The following is a 19,217-nucleotide window of genomic DNA, read 5'->3' as shown; positions in this document are numbered from 1 at the left end:
GCACTCTGTCGCTTCTGCGAAAATCGTTCATTGGGCATTGCAGCCGACGTCCACGCCAAGCTGTAGAAGTTCCTGCGCGATGCCAGCGCGGAAGGCCGCTTCGTTGAACCCGCGCGCGTAGTCCACAAGCGCGATCGAATCCAGCCTGTCCAGCCCCTCAGTCTCGAACCGTTCAATGGCGTCCATTAGCCCTTCGACGCTCTGATCCTTGAAGAGAAGTCCGGTCTGGCCGTCCACCACGGTATCGAGTGCGCCCCCGCGTCCATAGGCAATGACCGGACGACCGGAGGCCATGGCTTCGACGGGAATGATGCCGAAATCCTCCTCCCCGGGAAAGATCAGCGCCTTGCAGCGCGCCATATGTGCCTTGAGATCGGCGAAAGGCACGTGGCCGAGGAAGGTGACATTGCCCTTTGCCTGCGCCTCGAGTGCCTTGCGTGTGGCCTCTGGCCCGCCTATCACCACCAGCTTGCGGCCCAACCGGTTGAAGGCATCGACCACCAGGTCGGGTCGCTTGTAGGGAGCGAGTTCGCCCGCCCAGAGATAGAAATCCCCGAGCTCTTCCGAGGCGACCGGGGCGAAATCCTCGACGAAGACCGGCGGATGGACGATTCCGGCCGGACGGCGCCAATACTTGTTGATCCGAGCGGCGATATGGCCGGAATTGGCCACGAAACGGTCCACCCGCGCGGCGCTGGTCACATCCCATTGCCGCAGATTGTGAGCGATGTGCGGCATCATGAATTTTGTCAGCCGCCCCGCGCCTTTGCGATAGATGTGATACTGGTCCCAGAGATAGCGCATGGGCGAGTGGCAGTAACACAGGTGCGGCGCTTCGGGCGGCGCGATCACCCCTTTGGCCGGCCCGCTCTCGGACGAGATCACGAGGTCGTAGCCGGTCAGGTCCAGCTGCTCCAGCGCGCGCGGCATGAAGGGTAGGTATTTCTGGTAATGCTTCGCCGCCATTGGCAGGCGCGAGATGAATGTCGTCTCGATGCGGTGCTGGCGCAGCGTCTCGCTGAGCTTTTCCGGCACGACGACATGGGTGTAGATATCGGCCTGCGGGAACATCCGGCACAGCGCTTCGAGCACCTTTTCGCCACCCCGCATGCCCACAAGCCAGTAATGGATCAGGGCGACGCGCATCTCCGAGGAGGCGCGCAAGCGGTCGACCTGGTTGCTTTCGGGCAGCTTGACCAGGTCATGCATCGTAGGAGTACCCTTCGATATTCGGCTCGGAGCTGCGCGAGGGATCGACCTTCGAGAACGCGACACCGGCAAGGTCGAGCCGCATCTCGTTGAGAGCGGCAAGGCCCGTGGCCACCGCGCGGCGCGGGGTGCTGTCCCAGCCGACCAGCAGCAGGCGGGTATCGACTACCTGCGCCAGCACCAGCGCATCGGAGACGGCCAGCAGCGCCGGGGCATCCACGATCACCACGTCATAGAAGAGTTTCAACTCGTCAATGATCGGAGCGAGCTTGCGCACTGACAACCTGTCCGCCACGTCGGGATGCGTGCCCTTGGCGACAAGGAAATCAAACCCGAAATCCGGGTCGGTATAGACAGCTTCGTAAAGCTGACAGTCGCCGCGCAGCACGTCGGCGAGGTCGTTCTCGATATCCCAGTTGAAGCTCTTCTGCATGGTCGCGCGGCGCAGGTCGCCATCGACGACGATCACCGATTTCCCGGCCATCACGGACATCTGCGCAAGCGCAAGCGCGGTCGTCGTCTTACCTTCGCCCGGCGCGTTGGAGAGCATCACGATCGCGCGCGACATATCTTCTCCGTCCCGCATGAGCAGGGCGGTGCGCAAATGCCGGATCCGCTCGGCATAAAGCGTGTAAGGGGCGTCGCGGAGCGCGCGCGTCGCCTCCATCAAGCCACTCTTGGCATGCGGGTGCAGTGGCAGGTTCGCCAGCACCGGTAACCCGGTCTCGCTTTCGATATCGCGCCCGGTGCGATAGGTCTGGGTCGTCATCTCCAGAACGAAGATCACCGCAAGCCCGGCAGCGCCACCGAGAATGCCCGCCATGATTGCCAGCAGTTTCGGCCTCGGCTTCGAGGGCGTGGCCGGCACCACGGCGCGTTCGATCAGCTTGGCATCGGGTTCCTGGAGTTGTTCCTGTGTCCGGGTCTCGGTCAGGCGGCTCAGAAGCATCTCGTAATTCGAGCGCGCAGCCTGCGCCTCGCGTTCCAGCTGCCGCAGGCCCAGCGAGTTCTGGGTGATCGACTGGATCCGCTCCTCCAACTCGGAGATGCCCGATTGCAGCGTATTTTCGCGGATCTGGGCGATCTCGAACTCGTTGGCGCTGATTTCCATGATCTTTTGGACCTCGGCCTCGATATCGGCCTCGATCCGCGCCAGCTTGGCCCGAAGCCGCACCCGCTCCACGTGGTTCGCATCATAGCGTTCGGCCCAGTTGTCGTCCTGCCGAACCAGATCGATCCGCTCGGCATTGAGCTGTTCGATCAGCGGCGAGGTAACGATGCGGGCAACCGCCGCGAAACCGCCTTCCGAGGCGACGCTTACCAGCCGTTCATGGCTCGCTTCGGCCGTTGCCAAATCAGCGCGGGCCGCGACCAGTTGGCCGGCAAGCTGGCCAATCTGATCGGTGACGGTTTCCAGCGTCGATCCATCGGCCAGCAGGCTCCTGGCGCGGTACTCTGCCACGGCGATCTCGGCCGCCTCGACTTCTTTGCGCAGCTCGTCGACCCGCGCTTCCAGCCAGCTCGTTGCCCGGCGGGCCTTGTCCACCCGGCCGGAAATCTGGCCGCCGATATAGGTGTCGGCGATGGTATTGGCGATCTCGGCGCTGAGAAACCGGTCCGGGTTCTCGGTGCGAATGCCGATCACGTAACTGTCGCCCTCGCGATATATCGAAAGATTCTTGCGAATTACGTAGACCACCGCCTGCATCTGCTGCTCGCGGGCATAGGCCAGTGCGTCCGGGTCGCCCTCCGCGGCGACGTCGGCCACCCACTCAAACGTCTTGGGCGTCATTGGCTCGAAACGCTCGATGCCGATGGTTTCGATCACTTCCTGAATCAGAACGTTGGAGCGCAGTACCGCCGCTTCGCCATTGACCACTTCCTCGGAGAGGTCGAGGTCGCGCACGACCTCTTCGTTGGTGATGATCTGCGCCTTGCGCGGGTCCAACATGACCTTGGCGAGGGCGGTGTATTTCGGCGTAACCAGGAAATTGATGGCAAAATAGGTCAGGATCGCGAAGCCCATGCCGAAGCCGATCACAAGCCAACGGCGGCGCCAGATCGTCCGCCACAGCCCGCGCAGGTCCACCGCGTCCGCATCTTGCGGCTGGGGCGTGCGTCGCGCACGAGCAAAGGAGTTCAGATCCGATGGCATGATCCTGCTGTTCATCCCTGCAAGCCTTGCGTCCTGCCGAGGCATGGGCACATGCCGCTGAGAACCCTGACAGGCTTGGGACGATGCCTCCTGAGAATACCGGTGGTGGGCTGTTTCACCAGCCGGGACACGAAATAGGCCATTTTACAACCGTTCAACCCGAAAAGCGCCGCGCAGCGTTATTGCCACGGACGCACCCCACCCGATGACAGAGTGACACGGGGGGCGGCAAAGTCAAATCACGTCGGAATCTTGGCGGATTATCTGGAATTCCTCTGAACAATGCCGCGCCAGACGCGGCGATTGTGGAAATTCTGACGGTAATTGTTCACTCGATGCCATTGCCGGAGGGTTGCGATTCGAGAAGGGCGCCGCGTGACAGGCCGGCCGCCAGCCCGGAGAGCGCGAAGAAGATCACGCCCAGATCCGGTGTGGCATGGGTCAGCATTGCCGAGAGCAGAAGTGCCAGGCAGCCGGACTTCAGCCCGGCCAGCGTTGCCGTGCGCAAGACGGGTTCGGGCGGGGCGGAAAGGCGCAGGAATGATAGCAGGAAGGCGATGTAGAGCCCGGTGCCGATCAGCCCGATGGAGCCGAGGCAGGCCATGAACCACGAGGAGGCGCGAACGCTGCCAAGCCCGGCGCCGAAGGTCAGCGTATCGGTGAAATTGATCCAGGCCTGGCTGTTCCAGCTCATCCGCTCGACGCCGGACGAGGTGCCCATCTTGTTGAAGAGCGCGTTGTCGAGAAACTCGGTGACCGGGGAGACGAGCTGGTAGGCGCCGAAGACGATCAGCGCGCCGACCCAGAACAGCATTCCGGTTGTGGCCGCGATGGCCACCGAGCGGCGGCGGGCGGTACGGCGCAGGCGGGTCAGCAGGGTCCAGACGGCGAAGGTCACCAGGAAGACGGCAGCGGCGACATAGGCGGCCGAGGAGGTGGAACGCACGAGCAGGATCGTGCTGGCCGCGAACATCCAGGGTGCCGCGCGCGAGGCCGGCGAGGCGATCCAGACCTGAAGCCAGAAGCCGAAAAGACCCAGCGTGAGAAAGCCGAAGGAGGAGGCCTCGGGGAAACCGCCGACCATGCGCTTCATGCCGCCCATGCGGGCCTCGGTCAGCAGCGAGTAATTGGCGGTGCGGATCGGGTCCAAGATCTGTGGCAGCCCGACCGCATGGGCGGTCACGTCGATCCAACCAAGAGCGAACTGAACCAAGGTGCAGGTTATCATGGCGCTCAGCACAAGGCCCTCGTCGGGCTTGCGGCGCAGGATCGTTGCCAGCGCAAAGAAGGTCAGGAAACCCAGAACCATACGGAAAAGCTGGGTAATATTGCCGGTGCCGGGCGTGAGCGGCAGGCGGACGATACCGATCTGGCCCTCGCTGCGGGAGATGCCGAACACCTCGGTCTGGCCGGCAAAGATACGCGGCAGGAAGAGCGCGGCGATCACGCAGACAAGCGCCAGCAGCAACAGGAAGAAGCCGGGCTGCCAGGGGCGCATGGTGCCGGCGATCCGTTCCAGCGAGTTGGGCAGCAGGCAGACAAGCCCTAAGATCGCGACCGCGCCGAGATCGGCCACGCCGATGGAGGCTCCCCCGAGCGCGGGCAGGTTGAAGGCCGCCGCCGCCCCGAAGGGCATCAGCGCCATGAAGATCGACACCGCGCCATAGGGGCCGCGCAGCAGCATCGCCAGGACGGCGGCGAGGGCGAGAAATGTGCTTGGAACGATTTCCATGTCTGGGCGCGATCCTGCGGTTGGTGTTCCTGCTATACCAGCCCATCGCCCGGTGCGAAGGCATCCGGCTTGTCACAAGCCCCGCGCTGCGGCAGGTTTGCCGCACCACTTTGTGTTTTCCCAATTCGGACGGCTCATGTTTCGCGCTTTGCTTTCTGTTCTAGCCCTCGCGGCCGGCACCGCGTCGCTCGCGGAGGTAGCTCTCGTGGGACCGGAACTGGCGGGGGCGTCGCGTTTTGGTCAGACAGATCGCCCGGACCTGATCGCGGCGGCGGCGGCGAACGGAATCACGTCCCTGCGCGACGAGATATACTGGGAGCGAGTCGAGCAGGGGCCGGGGCAGTATTCCTTTGACCAGCCGATGACGCTTTGGCCCGAGGCGCTGGCCGCGCATGGCGGGCAGGCGAGCCTGATCGTCAATCACCGTCATTCTGCGCATGATGACGGCCAAACCCCCTTCACCTCTCAAGCCATGCAGGCGCAGGCGGATTTCGTGGCCGCCGCACTGGCGCGGTTTCCGGCTATCCGGGCGGTCGAGGTCGGCAACGAGATCAACAGCCCGAATTTCATCACCGGCCCGGTGCAGGCGGCGGACCTTGAGGCGCGCGCGGCTTTCCATGTCGCGCAACTGGCCGATGTGAAGGCGGCCGCGCGGGCACAAGACCCGGAGGTACGCGTGTTGGGGGGCGGGGTGCATTCCATTCCGCTCGGCTACCTGGCGCATGTGTCGGCGCTGGGGGGCGCGGAACAGATGGATGCGCTGGCCATCCATCCCTATGACACGCCGCCCGAGAGCTTCCCGGCCCAGTTGGCGGAGCTGCGCCGCATGCCCGCCTTTGCCGAAATGCCGGTGGAGGTGACCGAGTTCGGCCTGACCGATGCGACAGCCGCGCCGGGCTATCTGTTGCGCTACTATTGCACGATGGCGCTGTCCGGCGTGACCCATGCCGTGTGGTATCCGCTGGCGGATCGGGGCGACGGGCTGGCGCCGTTGCTGACCTCCGGGGGCGAGATCACGCCGGTCGGTCGGACCTTCAAGTTCATCGCGCGCGAATTGCAGGGCCGGGCGGTTCGCGATGTCTCGCCCGACCCGTTCACGCGGGCTTGCCTGTTCGGCGAGGACCGCCTTGTGATCTGGGGCGCGGAACGCAGGATGGCGCCGGCGGAGGGGCTGGTGGCGTTCGGCCCGGATGGCGTTCCGGTGCTCTCCGGCCCCTTGCGCCTCTCGGAGAGCGAACCGCTGCTTTTCCGGGCGACGGGTGGGCCGGTGGCCGTAGAACAGCTGAACCTCGCCCCTCAGACGGTCCTAGCCGACAGTTTCCTGCAATATGGCTATCCGGTGGGCGATGCGTTGCGCAGTGCTGGCGACGGCTTCGAGCGTTTCGGACGCTTGAAGGGCAGGGAGCACTCATTGCGCACGCGGCCCGGGCAGGAGCGCGGCGGCGTGCCTTGGGTGCCCTATCGCGCGCCCGATGCCGATGGGGGGCTTCGGCTCCTGCCGGACATCCTTCTGCCCGCGGGCAGCGGCGCGCGTCCGTTCGAGATCGTCCACCGATATGTGGCCATGCAGGACGGCCCGGTGCGGGTGCAGATCGCCCTGGCACCGCTGTCGCAGAGCGCGGACGGGCTCCGGCTTGGCCTTCTGAAGAACGGTGAACCTGTGTTTGAAAAGGTCGTCGTCAGGCCAAGCGAAATCGATCACGGACCGTTGGAGCTTCGGGCCGGTGACGAGGTGGAAATCGTTGTCGGTCCCAATGGTACGACGCAGGGCGATGACAGCCGGTACCGGTTCCGCATCCTGCAAGTGTCGGAGGCGTCACTTTGAAGGGTCCAAATTCTCTCCGCGCTTTCCGGTCTTTGGCGCTTCGCCGCTTTCCGTTAAGGCTTGGCGTAGCAAGGCGGAGACGTGGCTTATGACGCCCGAACGCGTGGTGGTGATCAACGACTCGAGTTTCGTTCAGGGCGGCACGGCGGTGCTCGCCCTTGAATCGGTCCGCCAGATCGCCGGTCAGGGAATCCCGGTCTGCTTCGTCTGTGGTGACGAGGGCGAGCTTGTCGAGGGCGCAGAGACGATCGTCTCGCTCGGTCAACGACCGTTGCTCGAACGCTCCCGCTCCGAGGCCATGCGCCTCGGCTTCTACAATGCTGCCGCGCGGGACATGCTGGCCGGCTGGATCGCCGAGAACGACACGGACGGGACAATCTACCATCTCCATGCCTGGTCGCAGATCCTGTCGCCGGCAATCTTCTCGGCCCTGCGGCCGGTCGCGCAGCGGGTTGTCGTGCATTGCCATGACTTCTTCGTCGTCTGCCCGAACGGCGTCTTCATGGATTTCGGAAAGGACGAGCTGTGCAACCGCGTGCCGATGACGGCGGGTTGTATCCTGTCGGGATGCGACAAGCGTTCCCGGTTGCAGAAGGCCTGGCGGGTTGCCCGGCAATACCGGTTGCGCGCGGCCTTCGATCAGCGCCTGCCCTGGGGCGCGGTGACGATGGCCCATCCCGGGATGGCGCCGTTCCTGACCTCCGGCGGTATCCCGAAGGAGCGGCTTGTCGTGCTGCGCAACCCGGCGTTGCCCTATAGCACGGACCGGATCCGGGCCGAGGAAAACAGGAAACTTCTCTTTGTCGGGCGCGTGGAGGTCGAGAAAGGCATTCGGCGGCTGGTACGCGCTGCAGCCGGCGCCGGTGTGGACCTTGCTGTCGTGGGCGATGGCTCGCTCATGGGGGAGTTGTCGCGGGATTTTCCACAGGTCGAGTTCCTCGGCTGGCGCAAAGCGACAGAGATTGGCGAGATTGCCCGTTCTTGCCGCGCACTCGCCATGCCGTCGCGGATGCGGGAAACTTTCGGGCTGGTTGCCGCGGAGGCATCGGGCAGCGGCCTTCCGGTGATCGCCTCGGACATGGCGCTCGTCGCGGAGGAGATCGCCGAACGAGGGTTGGGTTGGAGCTACCGCGCAAATGACGAGTCGGACCTGCTGCGGGTTCTGATCGAGATGCGCGACATGCCGGCCGAAGAGATGCGGCGCATGAGCGAACGCGCCTTTGGCGGCGAGCAAGCGCTGGCGCTGTCGCCGCCAAAATGGGGAGAGGAAATGCTCGCGCTTTACGGCCGCCTGCTGGCGGCCGCGCGAGCCTAGTCGGGATCAGGTGTTGAACAGGAAGTGCATGACATCGCCGTCCTTGACGACATAGGTTTTGCCCTCGATCCGCATCTTGCCGGCTTCCTTTGCACCGGTCTCCCCGCCGCAGGCGACGAAATCATCATAGGCAATGGTCTCGGCGCGGATGAAGCCGCGTTCGAAATCGCCATGGATGACCCCGGCGGCCTTGGGGGCGGTGTCGCCCTTGTGGATAGTCCAGGCGCGGGCTTCCTTGGGGCCGACAGTGAAATATGTCTGCAGCCCGAGCAGGTCGTGGCCGACGCGGATCAGGCGGTCGAGGCCCGCTTCCTCCAGCCCAAGCTCGGAGAGGAACATCTCGGCCTCCTCCGGGTCGAGCTGGGAGATTTCCTCCTCGATCTTGGCCGAGATGACCACGCTCGCCGCGCCCTGTTCGGCGGCCATCGCTTCGACGGCCTTCGAATGCGCGTTGCCCTCCGCGGCCTCGTCCTCGGCCACGTTGCAGACATAGAGGATCTTCTTGGTGGTCAGCAGCTGGAGCATGTCCCAGGCCTTCCGGTCTTCCTCGGCCACCTCGACGGTGCGGGCCGGCTGGCCGTTTTCCAGCGCCGCGAGCGCCGCGCGGAGCAGACGGTCCTGCTGCATCGCGTCCTTGTCATTGCCCTTGAGCTTGCGCACGAGCCCCTGAAGCCGCTTCTCGATGCTCTCCATGTCGGCCAGCATCAGCTCGGTCTCGATGGTTTCGGCATCCTCGACCGGGTTCACGCGGCCATCGACATGGGTCACGTCCCCATCCTCGAAGCAGCGCAGCACATGGGCGATGGCGTCGCATTCGCGGATATTGGCGAGAAACTGGTTGCCAAGGCCTTCGCCCTTGGACGCGCCCTTCACCAGTCCCGCAATGTCGACGAAGGTCATCCGTGTGGGAATGATCTGCTTGGAGTTCGCGATCTTGGCCAGCTTGTCCAGCCGCGGATCGGGCACGGCGACCTCGCCGACATTCGGCTCGATGGTGCAGAAGGGGAAATTCGCGGCCTGCGCGGCAGCGGTCCGGGTCAGCGCGTTGAAGAGCGTGGATTTGCCGACATTCGGCAGGCCCACGATGCCGGTCTTGAAACCCATCTCGATCTCCTTGGGATTGGTTGGGGCGCCACCTACCGCGAGCGGCGTTCCTGCGCAAGCCAGCGCGACTTGTCAGAACCATGTTACAATCGGCGCGCAAGCTGTGGCGTGGGGCGAGTCCCCAACAAGGAGATGCGCGATGAACCCGACCGTATACGTGACGTTCAAGGACGGCGAATGCCGCGAGGCGATGGCCTTTTATGCCGAACTGTTCGGTGGTGAGGTGGTCGCGATGATGACCTTTGCCGAGGGGCCGATGGAGATGCCGCCGGAGAAGGCGGATTGGGTCATGCATTCCACGGTCACGATTCCCGGCGGCGCGTTGATGGGTTGCGACGACATGGGGCAATACGAGCCCATGGCAGGCTGTTCGATCTCGCTCGATGCGCCCGATCTCGAAAAGGGCCGGGCGATCTTTGCCGCGCTGGCCGCGGGCGGCAAGGTGACGATGCCCTTCGGGGAGACCTTCTTCAGTCCCGGCTTCGGCACTGTGCGCGACCGGTTCGGCATCAACTGGATGGTGGGCGTCTACGAGGAGATGCCGGCGGGTTGAGACACCGGGCGCTCGGCGGCTGCTCGGGTAAGGAGGCGTTCCACCGCGGCAAGCAGCGCTTCGATGCTGTCCTCTCCGGTTGTCAGGGCGCGGCTTGCGGAAGCAGTCAGTTGGTCGATCCGTGCCGAGTCGAGCCCGGCAATGGCATCGCCGAGCGCCTCGGCATCCGGCACGGCGATGGAACCGCCAGCTTGCGCGAGCGCCGCATAGGGTTCGGCGAAATTGGACAGGAAGGGGCCTTGCAGGATGGCGCAGCCGAATTGCATCGGCTCGAAAGGGGTGTGCCCGCCCTTGTCGACGAGCGAGCCGCCCACGAAGCACTGTCCGGCGAGGCTGTACCAGAGCGCCATTTCGCCCAAGGTATCTGCGAGGAATATCTCCGTTTCCGGCGCGGGCATCTCTCCTAAGGAGCGGGTGCGGAAACGGTAGCCGGAGGCGTCGAGAAGCTGGCGGACGGCCGCGCTGCGGGCGGTGTGGCGCGGCGCGAGGATCATCTTCAGGTCGGGGCGCGTTGCCCGTGCCCGCGTGAAAGCTGCGAGCACCTGCTCTTCCTCGCCTTCATGCGTGGAGGCGGCCAGGAACGTCTCATCGCGACGGAAAACCTCTTGGAACGGTGCGAGCGCATCAGGAGTAGGGGCGGCGAGCGAGACGGAGGATTTCAGCGTGACCTGCCCTGCCAAGGCCGTCTTCGGCAGGCCCAGATCCACGAAACGGCGCTCGGAGGCGGCATCCTGCGCGGAAAGGAGGGTCACGCTCCGCATCATTCGGCGCGACAGGCCGGGCAGGCGGCGCCATGTGCGGAAACTGCCTTCGGAGATCCGGGCGGAGATCATCAGGATGGACAGGTCGCGTCGCCTGGCGACTTCGAAGCGGTTCGGCCAGAGGTCCCCCTCCAACAGCAGGAAGGCAGAGGGCGCGTGGCTTTTCAGGAAGCGGTTCAGGCAGAAACGGTAATCCAGCGGCGCGAGCCGCGCGTGAAGGCGCGGCAGCCCCCAGCCGCGCGCCATGTTGCGCCCCGTGATGCTGTTGGCGGTGAGCACGATCCGGAGATCCGGATTGCGCGCCAGCAGTGCCTCGATCAAGGGCCGTGCCGATGTCAGCTCGCCATTCGAGGCACCGTGCAGCCACAGGATCTGCCCGCGTGGCGGAACCGGCGGGCCGCCCAGCCCGAGCCGTTCGCGCAGATCGGCGCGCGTGCCTTGCTTGCGCAGGATCCTGAGCGCGAGTTTCAACGCGATGACCGGCGCGGCGATGGTCAGCAAGATGCGGTAAAGGAGCACGTGGGCGTTCCCGAGTGAGGTCGTCCCGCGCGGGATAGGCGCAGCGGGCACTGCCCGCAAGTCCCGTGGCGGTCTGGTCAGCCTTGGTTGGGGGCGGTCTTCTCTTCCAGCGGCGCGCCGTCCTGAGGAACGGATTCCGTCTCATCCGCCGTCGCTTCCGTTTCCTTGGGTGCCGGTATGGCGGCGCCCTGCGGGGCGAGGCACTCCCATTCCGCATTCACCAGCCCGCCCAGCAGCACGACGAAGGCGCTGAGATAGAACCACATAAGCATGGCGATCACCGCGCCGAGCGAACCGTAGACTTCGTTGTAATTGGCGAAATTCTCCAGGTAGCGGGAGAAACCAACCGAGACCAGCGCCCACAGCAGGACCGCGAGGATCGAGCCCGGTGACAGGATGCGGCTGTGCGTGCCATTCCGGTTTGGCCCCAGCCGGTAGAGCAGCCCGATCCCGAGCAGGACAACGCCGATACCGATCAGCCATCGCAACGCACCGACGGCCAGCCCCGCAAAGGGGCCAAGCGGCAGGAAGGAGAGCACGACCGGCATGATCACCACGGCTGCCATCGCCACGAGGGCGACGCCGACAAGGATCAGCGTCAGCAATAGCGCCACGGCCACGTGCCGCAACCCGCCGCGTGGCGGGGTCTGGTAGGCGGCGTTCAGCCCGCCGATCAGCGCGGCAGTGCCCGCGCGGCTGGCCCAGAGTGCCGCGCCAATGGAGATCGCCGTTGCCCAGCCCAGCACTTCCTTGGGGCCGCTGGCGATCGAATTCACCTGGCTGGACAGGATCCGGTAAGCCTCCTCGGGCATCATCTGTTGATAGCTGGCCAGCTGTTGTTCCACGATTTCGGGATCTGCGAAGAAGCCCCAAAGCGTCACGACCGAGGTGATCGCCGGAAAGATCGCAAGCAGGCCGTAAAAGGCGACACCGGCCGAGATCAATCCGATCTGCCGGTTTCCCATGCCCGCGCCGATGGCCGACAGGAAGGTCCACGCGGTGCGAAGGCGGGAGGGCATATGGCGGGTTCTCCTGTGGTTTCGACCCTAGATTACCATTTGTAACGGGATGCAAAAGGGAGCATGCGCGGCAGGCGGTTGCAGTTGGCACCGCAGTCGGTACAGTCTCCACTCTATCCGGTGCGGAGCAATGCCCGGGGCCCGTGCCCGAGGCGCTGTTTTGGGAGGCCGTGCCGCGAGATTATACGAGGAACCCATCGATGCCCGAGCAGGTTGCGACCAATCGTCCTGTCAATGCCCCGGTTGCGAAGCCCTTCTCTTCGGTTGCCGTCATAGGTGCCGGTGCCTGGGGAACTGCCCTTGCCGCCATAGCGCGCAAGGCAGGGCGGGAAGTGCGCCTTTGGGGGCGCAATTCCGAAGATATCGCGACGATCTCCAAGACAGGCCGAAACCTGCGCTATCTTCCGGGGATCGACCTGCCGCCGGGCATCGCGGCAACGTCGGATATGGGCGAAGCGCTCGACGGGGCCGAGTCCGTGCTCGTGGTGACGCCGTCTGTCACCTTGCGGGAGATCTGCCGGCAAATGGCGCCCTATACTGCGCCGGATGCGCCGCTGGTGCTCTGTGCGAAGGGGATCGAAACCGGGTCCGGCAAACTTTTGAGCGAGGTCGTCGGCGAGGAGCTTCCGGGACATCAGATCGGCGCGCTTTCGGGGCCGACCTTTGCTCGCGAGACGGCCCTGAACTACCCTACCGCCGTCACCCTTGCCTTTCCCTTTGCCCAGGCGCACCGGCGCGAGCCGCATGCCGCCCCGGCCTCTCGAATGGCGCTCTCGCTCGGCTCGGCCAATTTCCGGCCCTATATCAGTGACGACCTCGTGGGCGTCGAGGTGGCCGGTGCCGTCAAGAACGTGGTCGCTATTGCCTGCGGGATGATGACGGGCGCGGGCTATGCCGAGAATACGCGCGCGGCGCTGATCACATGGGGCATCGACGAGATGAAGTCCCTCGCGGAAGTGCTGGGTGGCCGGCGGGAGACAATCGCCGGGCTGTCGGGTATTGGCGACCTGACGCTGACCTGCTCCTCGACCACGTCGCGGAACATGAGCTTCGGTGTCCAGCTTGGACGTGGAATCGATCGGCAGAACGTGTTCAACGGCAACTCGGTCGTGGTCGAGGGCGAGATCAATGCGATCTCGGTTATTGATCTCGCGGACAGGATCGGCCTCGAAATGCCGGTTTGCCGCGCGGTCTACCGGATCCTGCACCAGGGCGCGGGCCTGCGCGAGACCTTTGCCGCGCTCTGGGCCCGCCCGCTGACCGGCGAGAGCAAGGTGCTCAACCTCGCGCTGGAACACCCGGCCGCCGGTTGAGTCGGCAGGGCGTGCCTGTGCCTTTGCGCATTCTCAGGCATGGGCGCGGCTCTACAGATCGGCCCATTTCCGTGCCTTTCTCGGCATGCCTGCTATGCGCCTCGCACCAGAGAGAAACGCAGCCCGTGACGGCGGATGGGGCTGCGGAAAGAATGGTAATGATTTGAAAGCGGCGTTGAAAGTTACGAGTAAGCCGCCGCAATCGCACGCAATCAACGAATAATTTGGCCAAATCTGCGATCATGCAGCGCAACATTCGGCCTCCCGATGAAACTTGCCGCCATTGCTGCGCCGCAGTATGGCAATTGCGAAATCGGCGCTGCGCCTTTTTGTCGTGCGGCGTTCTCCCCAGGATGAGACGAACGAGAGGATTTGGCTGATGTCCGCTATTCTGACCCTCAATGCAGGCTCCAGTTCCATCAAGTATTCCGTGTATCTCACGGGTGCGGATGAACCGCAGGAGATCGCGGTCGGACAGATCGACGGGATCGGCCCAAACGCGGTGCTGTTGCTGAAGCATGACGGCAAGAAGACCGAGACCGAGCTTGGCGAGGCAGATCACACAACCGGCCTCAAGGCGGTGCTCGCCGCACTCGAGCCGATCCTCGGCGATCAGAAGGTGACCGGCGTTGGCCACCGCATCGTGCATGGCGGCCCCGATTACGCGGACCCCACCGTTCTGAACGAACAGGTGCTTCGCGATCTTGAAGGTTTCAACAAGCTCGCCCCGCTGCACCAGCCGCACAGTATCGCGGCCATCCGCGCCGCCATGGTGGCCTTCCCCGACGCGGTACAGGTCGGTTGCTTCGATACCGGCTTCCACCGCGGTCATGATTTCGTCAATGACGTCTATGCGCTGCCGCTCAAGATGTACCAGGAAGGCATTCGCCGCTACGGCTTCCACGGGCTGAGCTACGACTACATCACCGGCTATCTCGAGAAGACGCATCCCGAGCTGAAAGACGCCAGGGTCGTGATCGCGCACCTGGGCAATGGCGCGTCGATGACGGCGGTGAAGGGGTGCCGTGCCGTGGCCTCTACACTCGGTTTCTCGGCTGTCGATGGCCTGCCGATGGGCACGCGCTGCGGCCAGCTGGACCCGGGCATCATGCTCTACCTGCTAGACAAGGGGATGGATGCCAAGGCGCTGACCAATCTGCTCTACAAGGAATCCGGCATGAAGGGGCTGTCCGAGATTTCCCATGACATGCGCACCATCGCGGAATCGGACGACCCGCGCGCCAAGCAGGCGCTCGACTACTACATCGAGCGGGTTGCCCGCGAATTCGGGTCGCTGGCGGCGGCAAACCGGGGGATCGACGCGGTGGTCTTTACCGGCGGCGTTGGTGAGCATTCCCCGGTCGTGCGGCGCGGCGTGGCCGAGCGGCTGGGTTTCCTCGGCTTCTCGCTCGATGACGAGGCCAACGAGCGCAATGCGGAGACGATCAGCAACGGTGCCGTCAAGATCATGGTCATCCCGACCGACGAGGAAGGTGTCATCGCCCGCGCGGTCCTCTCGAAGCTGTCCTGACCGGTTCCATGATTGACATGTGCCCGGGGCAGGGCTCAACTCACGGGTAAGTCGCAGGGGGAGGGGGCAATGTTCAAGGCACTTGCAGGCGCCGCGCTTGTCGCGGCGCTTTGCGTATCCGGGCAGGCCAAAGCCGGTCCGACGGAGGATGCGATCGCCGCCGCGATCCTGACCATGCCCGAGAGTCGAAAGGCTGTTGGCGCCGGTCCGCTAGCGCGGGATTTCGTGAAAAGGTTTTATTCGGAACGCGATATGCGTCCGGCCTGGTTCGGCAAGCCGGCGGCGGAAGAACTGAACCAGGCGCTGACCCGGGCGCTGACACAAGGTTTCCGTCCGGCCGATTTCGACATGGGGCGGCTTTACGAGCTGCATGACGCCGCGCTTTCCGGCGGGGCAGCGGAGATCGCGGCCTTCGACCTGCAGGCGACGGATTCCGCGATCCGTCTCGTGGAATACATGTTCTATGGGAAGGTCGATCCTGAGAAGATCAGCCCATCGTGGAATTTCGACCGTCCACTGATCGATCGCGATCCGGCAGAGGTCTTTGATGAATACCTGGACGGGCCGGGATTTGCGGCCCTGATGGAGCTTCTGTGGCTCGACGACTTCCAATACCTCCAAATGATAGACGCGCTGGCCCGTTACCGGGGGATCGAGGCGCGCGGCGGCTGGCCGGAGATCGCGAGGGGCGACACGCTCAAGCCCGACATGGAGGACGCGCGCCTGCCCGCGCTGCGCCAACGCCTGATGGCGGAGGGCGACCTGCCGGCCGATAGCGGCGCAGGGCTGGCCTATGACGCAGAGACGGTCGTTGCCGTTCAGAGCTTCCAGTTGCGGCACGGCTTGACGGCGGATGGCGTGGTCGGGCCGAAAACGCTCGCCTCGCTGAACGCGCCGGTGTCGGACCGGATAGACAAGCTGCGGCTGAGTCTTGAGCGGTTCCGCTGGTATGTGCGAGGGCTGGGACCGGATTTCGTGCTGGTGAATATCGCCGGGGCCCGGACTTTCGTGGTGCTGGATAACCGCCCGGTTTGGGCGACGCGCTCGATCACCGGATCGGAATATCGCCAGACCCCGGTTTTCAGCGACGAGATCGAATACATGGTGGTCAACCCGACCTGGTCCGTGCCCGCATCGATCTTTCGCAAGGACAAGCTGCCAAGGATCCGGAAGGATGTGGGTTACCTGGAGCGCAACGGCTATGTCGTGCGCAACGCGAGGGGCGAGGTCGTCTCGCCGGGCTCGGTGAACTGGTCTGCCGACAATCCGGGCGTATCCATTCTTCAAAAGCCGGGCGAGAACAATGCGCTAGGCCGGATCAAGTTCATGTTCCCGAACGCGTATTCGGTCTACCTTCACGACACGAATGACAGGGAATTGTTCGACCGGGACGAGCGCAATCTCAGTTCCGGCTGCGTGCGGATCGAAGATCCTTTCGTGCTCGCCGGCCTGCTTATGCGCCAGGACAGTTCCTGGACCCAGGACCGGATGGAGGCAATTCTCGAAAGCGGCAAAACGACTCGCATCGACCTGCCAGAGCCAATGCCGGTGCTGCTGACTTATTGGACTGCCTGGGTCGAGGATGGGGTGGTTCAGTTCCGCGAGGATCCCTATGCGCGCGACGCGGCGGTCCTGAAGGCCCTGAACGCCGATTCCTGATCGCGGGCCAATACGGTTGAGTGCTGCGTGAGGAAATTGGGCGCCCAACCCGGTAGAGTTGGACGCCCGCTTCAATCACTTACCACTCACGAAGCGTTCGAAGTTTAATGGAGCGACACCAATACCCCGTGTCATCATCTCAAATGCATATACCTGTCGACCCCGCCGAGTCCACAGGTTCTAGTAAGTTTAGATACGTTTTTTTAAATGTTGTTTTCATTAGCGTTTTTCTGAATTTATGAATACTGTATACCGTTTTTATCGGAGGCGATGCAGGTCGTTTTTTCTCCGCTTTCAGAGCCAAAATGCTGCACGGTAAGCAGCCTTCGCTATGCATACCCATGTTGGCGGCATGCGGTTGGAAGTCTCTGCGGCTTCGTGTAAATGGCGGCCAACGCCGCGAAGTGGCGAAGTCGAACAAGGCAAAAAAGCGAATGAGCGGAGCATCGCAGACCAGACCGTCGGCTGTGGTGCGGCTTTCGAATGTCGAATTGGCATTGGCCGGCACACGGATCCTGTCGGGGCTGGATCTGACGCTTTCGGAACGGCGCGTTGGCATTGTCGGACGGAACGGATCCGGCAAGAGCACATTGGCGCGGGTCATGACCGGCCTGATCGCGGTCGATTCCGGGGAAGTGGAAGTCATGGGCGTGGATGTCGCCCGTGACCGGAAGCAGGCCATCCGGACGATCGGGATCCTGTTTCAGAATCCCGACCACCAGATCATCTTTCCGACCGTGGGCGAGGAGCTGGCCTTCGGCCTGCGCCAACAGGGGCGCAGCAAGAAAGAGGCCCGCGCGCTTGCAAGGGCCGCCCTGGAGCGCTTCGGGCGTTCGGAATGGGAAGAGCGCAGCATCGAGACGCTTTCGCAGGGGCAGAAACACCTTGTCTGCCTGATGGCGGTGTTGGCGCTGGAGCCTGCGGTGATCGTTCTGGACGAACCCTTTACCGGCCTCGACATCCCGACCACGCGGAGCCTGCAACGCTATCTCGACCGGCTGGCGCCGACCCTTGTGCATATCACGCATGATGTTTCTTCGCTGGACGGCTATGAGCGCGTGATCTGGATCGAGGCGGGCAAGGTGCATCGCGATGGCGCGGCGGGCGAGGTGCTGGACGAATACCTGGCAGCGATGACGCGGGAGGATACGGCCGATGCTGGCTTTGGTCTCCCCGATTGACACGCCATATCACCGCTTGCCGGCGGGGGCCAAGTTCGGTGCGCTGTCGCTGGTGACGCTGAGCATGTTCCTGTCGAACGCGATATCGGTGCAGCTTGCTGCCGTGATCGGCGTTGCCGCGCTTTACCTTGTGGTCGGCATGGATTTCCTGCGGCAGGGGCTGCAATCGCTGCGCCCGCTCTGGCCGTTCCTCGTGATCGTGGGGATCTGGCATTTCCTGCTGGGCGACCCGTCCGAAGGGGCGGTTGTCTGCCTGCGGCTGTTGGCAGCGGTGGCGCTGGCGAACCTCGTGACGATGACGACGCGGCTCGACGACGCGATCGAACTGGTCATGAAGCTGCTGCGCCCGTTGCGCAAGCTTGGCATCCAGACCGGCCAGATTGCCTTTGCCATCGCCCTCGTGATCCGTTTCGTGCCGGTCATGCTCGACAATGCACGGCGCCTGCTCGAATCCTGGCGCGCCCGGTCCGCCCGTCGCCCCGGCTGGCAGGTAATCGCGCCGATCTTTCTCGTGGCGCTGGACGATGCGACCCGCGTCGCCGAGTCGATCCGCGCGCGGGCCGATCTTTCAACCTATAATGACGATGACGGACAGGAGGCCTGAATGGAACGTAACATCACGCTCACCGCCCTTTTCGCCGCGCTTATCGCGGTGCTGGGGCTCATCCCCAAACTCACCCTGATGTCGGGGATTCCGATCACGGCACAGAGCCTTGGCATCATGCTTTGTGGCACCGTGCTCGGTGCGCGGCGCGGGGCGCTGGCCGTGCTGCTGTTCCTGCTGCTCGTCGCGCTTGGCCTGCCGCTTCTGGCCGGTGGCCGGGGCGGGCTTGGCGTCTTTGCCGGCCCGACCGTGGGCTTCCTCGTCGGTTGGGTCGTCGGCGCCTATGTCATCGGCCTTCTCACGAGCGGCCTGACCTCGCTGCCAGTGGGCGTTGCCGCGGGCATCGCGGCGGTGATCGGTGGTATCGTGGTGCTCTACATCCCGGGCATCATCGGCATGATGATCATGCTCGACATGTCTGTGCAGAAAGCCTTCCTGTCGATCCTGCCCTTTATCCCCGGCGATCTGCTAAAGGCGGTCCTGGCTGGCGCGATTACCGCGACGCTGGCACGCGCGCGTCCGGGTGTTGTCGCTTCACGCCCGGCTGGCTGATCGAATCGGGTGAATTCCGGAAGCCGCGGCATCGGGCCCCCGGTGCCGCGGCTTTTGATATTAGAATGCCGCCTTCAGTCGTTGCTAGAGCGTGTCGCGTTTAATCGGCCTCATAGCCTGCGGCTTTGAAGTAGTTGTAGCATTCTTCGTCCGAGAAGAGGTTGCAGACCTGTCCGACGGCGGCC

The 19,217-nt window shown here is 64.1% G+C and carries 15 protein-coding genes; 9 read left to right on the top strand and 6 right to left on the bottom strand.

Features of this window, described 5'->3' with window-relative positions; all coding sequences use genetic code 11:
* Positions 1-27: 27 nt before the first annotated feature.
* From BLR85_RS22530 to BLR85_RS22520, 3 genes are all read right to left on the bottom strand, one after another.
* A complete protein-coding gene (locus tag BLR85_RS22530) occupies positions 28-1,209 on the bottom strand; it encodes a glycosyltransferase (RefSeq protein WP_244520835.1) in 1,182 nt (393 codons plus the stop codon).
* Positions 1,202-3,379 (bottom strand): GumC family protein, encoded by a 2,178-nt coding sequence (locus BLR85_RS22525; RefSeq protein WP_170844709.1) that lies wholly within the window; start codon positions 3,377-3,379, stop codon positions 1,202-1,204. The genes BLR85_RS22530 and BLR85_RS22525 overlap by 8 nt, the downstream gene beginning before the upstream one ends.
* 313 nt (positions 3,380-3,692) lie before the next feature.
* Positions 3,693-5,096: a hypothetical protein gene (locus BLR85_RS22520; protein WP_093162739.1), complete on the bottom strand. Its 1,404-nt coding sequence runs from the start codon at positions 5,094-5,096 to the stop codon at positions 3,693-3,695.
* A 136-nt stretch (positions 5,097-5,232) separates the two neighbouring features.
* Here BLR85_RS22520 and BLR85_RS22515 point away from each other — a divergent pair, with 136 nt between their 5' ends.
* Both BLR85_RS22515 and BLR85_RS22510 read left to right on the top strand, forming a co-directional pair.
* Entirely contained in the window at positions 5,233-6,921 is a 1,689-nt protein-coding gene (locus BLR85_RS22515; protein ID WP_093162736.1) for a glycoside hydrolase 5 family protein, read from the top strand.
* Positions 6,922-7,009: 88 nt separating this feature from the next.
* Entirely contained in the window at positions 7,010-8,236 is a 1,227-nt protein-coding gene (locus BLR85_RS22510; RefSeq protein WP_170844708.1) for a glycosyltransferase family 4 protein, read from the top strand.
* Between the two features lie 6 nt (positions 8,237-8,242).
* On the opposite strand, the gene ychF is transcribed toward BLR85_RS22510, so the two are convergent.
* The gene (gene ychF / locus BLR85_RS22505) at positions 8,243-9,340 is read right to left on the bottom strand and encodes a redox-regulated ATPase YchF (protein WP_093162730.1); all 1,098 of its coding nucleotides are present in this window, start codon (positions 9,338-9,340) and stop codon (positions 8,243-8,245) included.
* A 139-nt stretch (positions 9,341-9,479) separates the two neighbouring features.
* On the opposite strand from ychF, the gene BLR85_RS22500 reads away from it, so the two are divergent.
* Complete coding sequence (locus BLR85_RS22500) at positions 9,480-9,893, top strand: VOC family protein (protein WP_093162727.1); 414 nt, start codon at positions 9,480-9,482, stop codon at positions 9,891-9,893.
* Here the strand turns inward: BLR85_RS22500 and BLR85_RS22495 are convergent.
* Positions 9,869-11,173: a 3-deoxy-D-manno-octulosonic acid transferase gene (locus tag BLR85_RS22495; protein ID WP_170844707.1), complete on the bottom strand. Its 1,305-nt coding sequence runs from the start codon at positions 11,171-11,173 to the stop codon at positions 9,869-9,871. The two genes, BLR85_RS22500 and BLR85_RS22495, sit on opposite strands and share 25 nt — an antisense overlap.
* A 77-nt stretch (positions 11,174-11,250) precedes the next feature.
* Complete coding sequence (locus tag BLR85_RS22490; protein WP_093162721.1) at positions 11,251-12,192, bottom strand: YihY/virulence factor BrkB family protein; 942 nt, start codon at positions 12,190-12,192, stop codon at positions 11,251-11,253.
* A gap of 200 nt (positions 12,193-12,392) precedes the next feature.
* Here BLR85_RS22490 and BLR85_RS22485 point away from each other — a divergent pair, with 200 nt between their 5' ends.
* The 6 genes from BLR85_RS22485 (at position 12,393) to BLR85_RS22460 (ending at position 19,032) form a co-directional block, all read left to right on the top strand.
* Positions 12,393-13,505: an NAD(P)H-dependent glycerol-3-phosphate dehydrogenase gene (locus tag BLR85_RS22485; protein ID WP_093162718.1), complete on the top strand. Its 1,113-nt coding sequence runs from the start codon at positions 12,393-12,395 to the stop codon at positions 13,503-13,505.
* A 379-nt stretch (positions 13,506-13,884) separates the two neighbouring features.
* Positions 13,885-15,036 (top strand): acetate/propionate family kinase, encoded by a 1,152-nt coding sequence (locus BLR85_RS22480; protein WP_093162772.1) that lies wholly within the window; start codon positions 13,885-13,887, stop codon positions 15,034-15,036.
* A 69-nt stretch (positions 15,037-15,105) separates the two neighbouring features.
* The gene (locus BLR85_RS22475) at positions 15,106-16,695 is read left to right on the top strand and encodes a L,D-transpeptidase family protein (protein WP_244520834.1); all 1,590 of its coding nucleotides are present in this window, start codon (positions 15,106-15,108) and stop codon (positions 16,693-16,695) included.
* Positions 16,696-17,129: 434 nt separating this feature from the next.
* Entirely contained in the window at positions 17,130-17,876 is a 747-nt protein-coding gene (locus tag BLR85_RS22470; RefSeq protein WP_093162715.1) for an energy-coupling factor ABC transporter ATP-binding protein, read from the top strand.
* On the top strand, positions 17,851-18,480 hold the full coding sequence (locus tag BLR85_RS22465) for an energy-coupling factor transporter transmembrane component T family protein (protein WP_093162712.1): 630 nt from the start codon (positions 17,851-17,853) through the stop codon (positions 18,478-18,480). The genes BLR85_RS22470 and BLR85_RS22465 overlap by 26 nt, the downstream gene beginning before the upstream one ends.
* Positions 18,481-19,032, top strand: coding sequence for a biotin transporter BioY (locus BLR85_RS22460; protein ID WP_093162708.1), 552 nt, complete (start codon positions 18,481-18,483; stop codon positions 19,030-19,032). It abuts the gene before it with no gap.
* Positions 19,033-19,217 lie beyond the last annotated feature (185 nt).

The sequence above is a fragment of the Aliiruegeria lutimaris genome, from assembly GCF_900099935.1.
GTDB classification, from domain to species: Bacteria; Pseudomonadota; Alphaproteobacteria; order Rhodobacterales; family Rhodobacteraceae; genus Tropicimonas; species Tropicimonas lutimaris.
The sequence above is the reverse complement of the archived record's forward strand: the minus strand, read 5'-3'. Positions and strand labels throughout refer to the sequence as shown.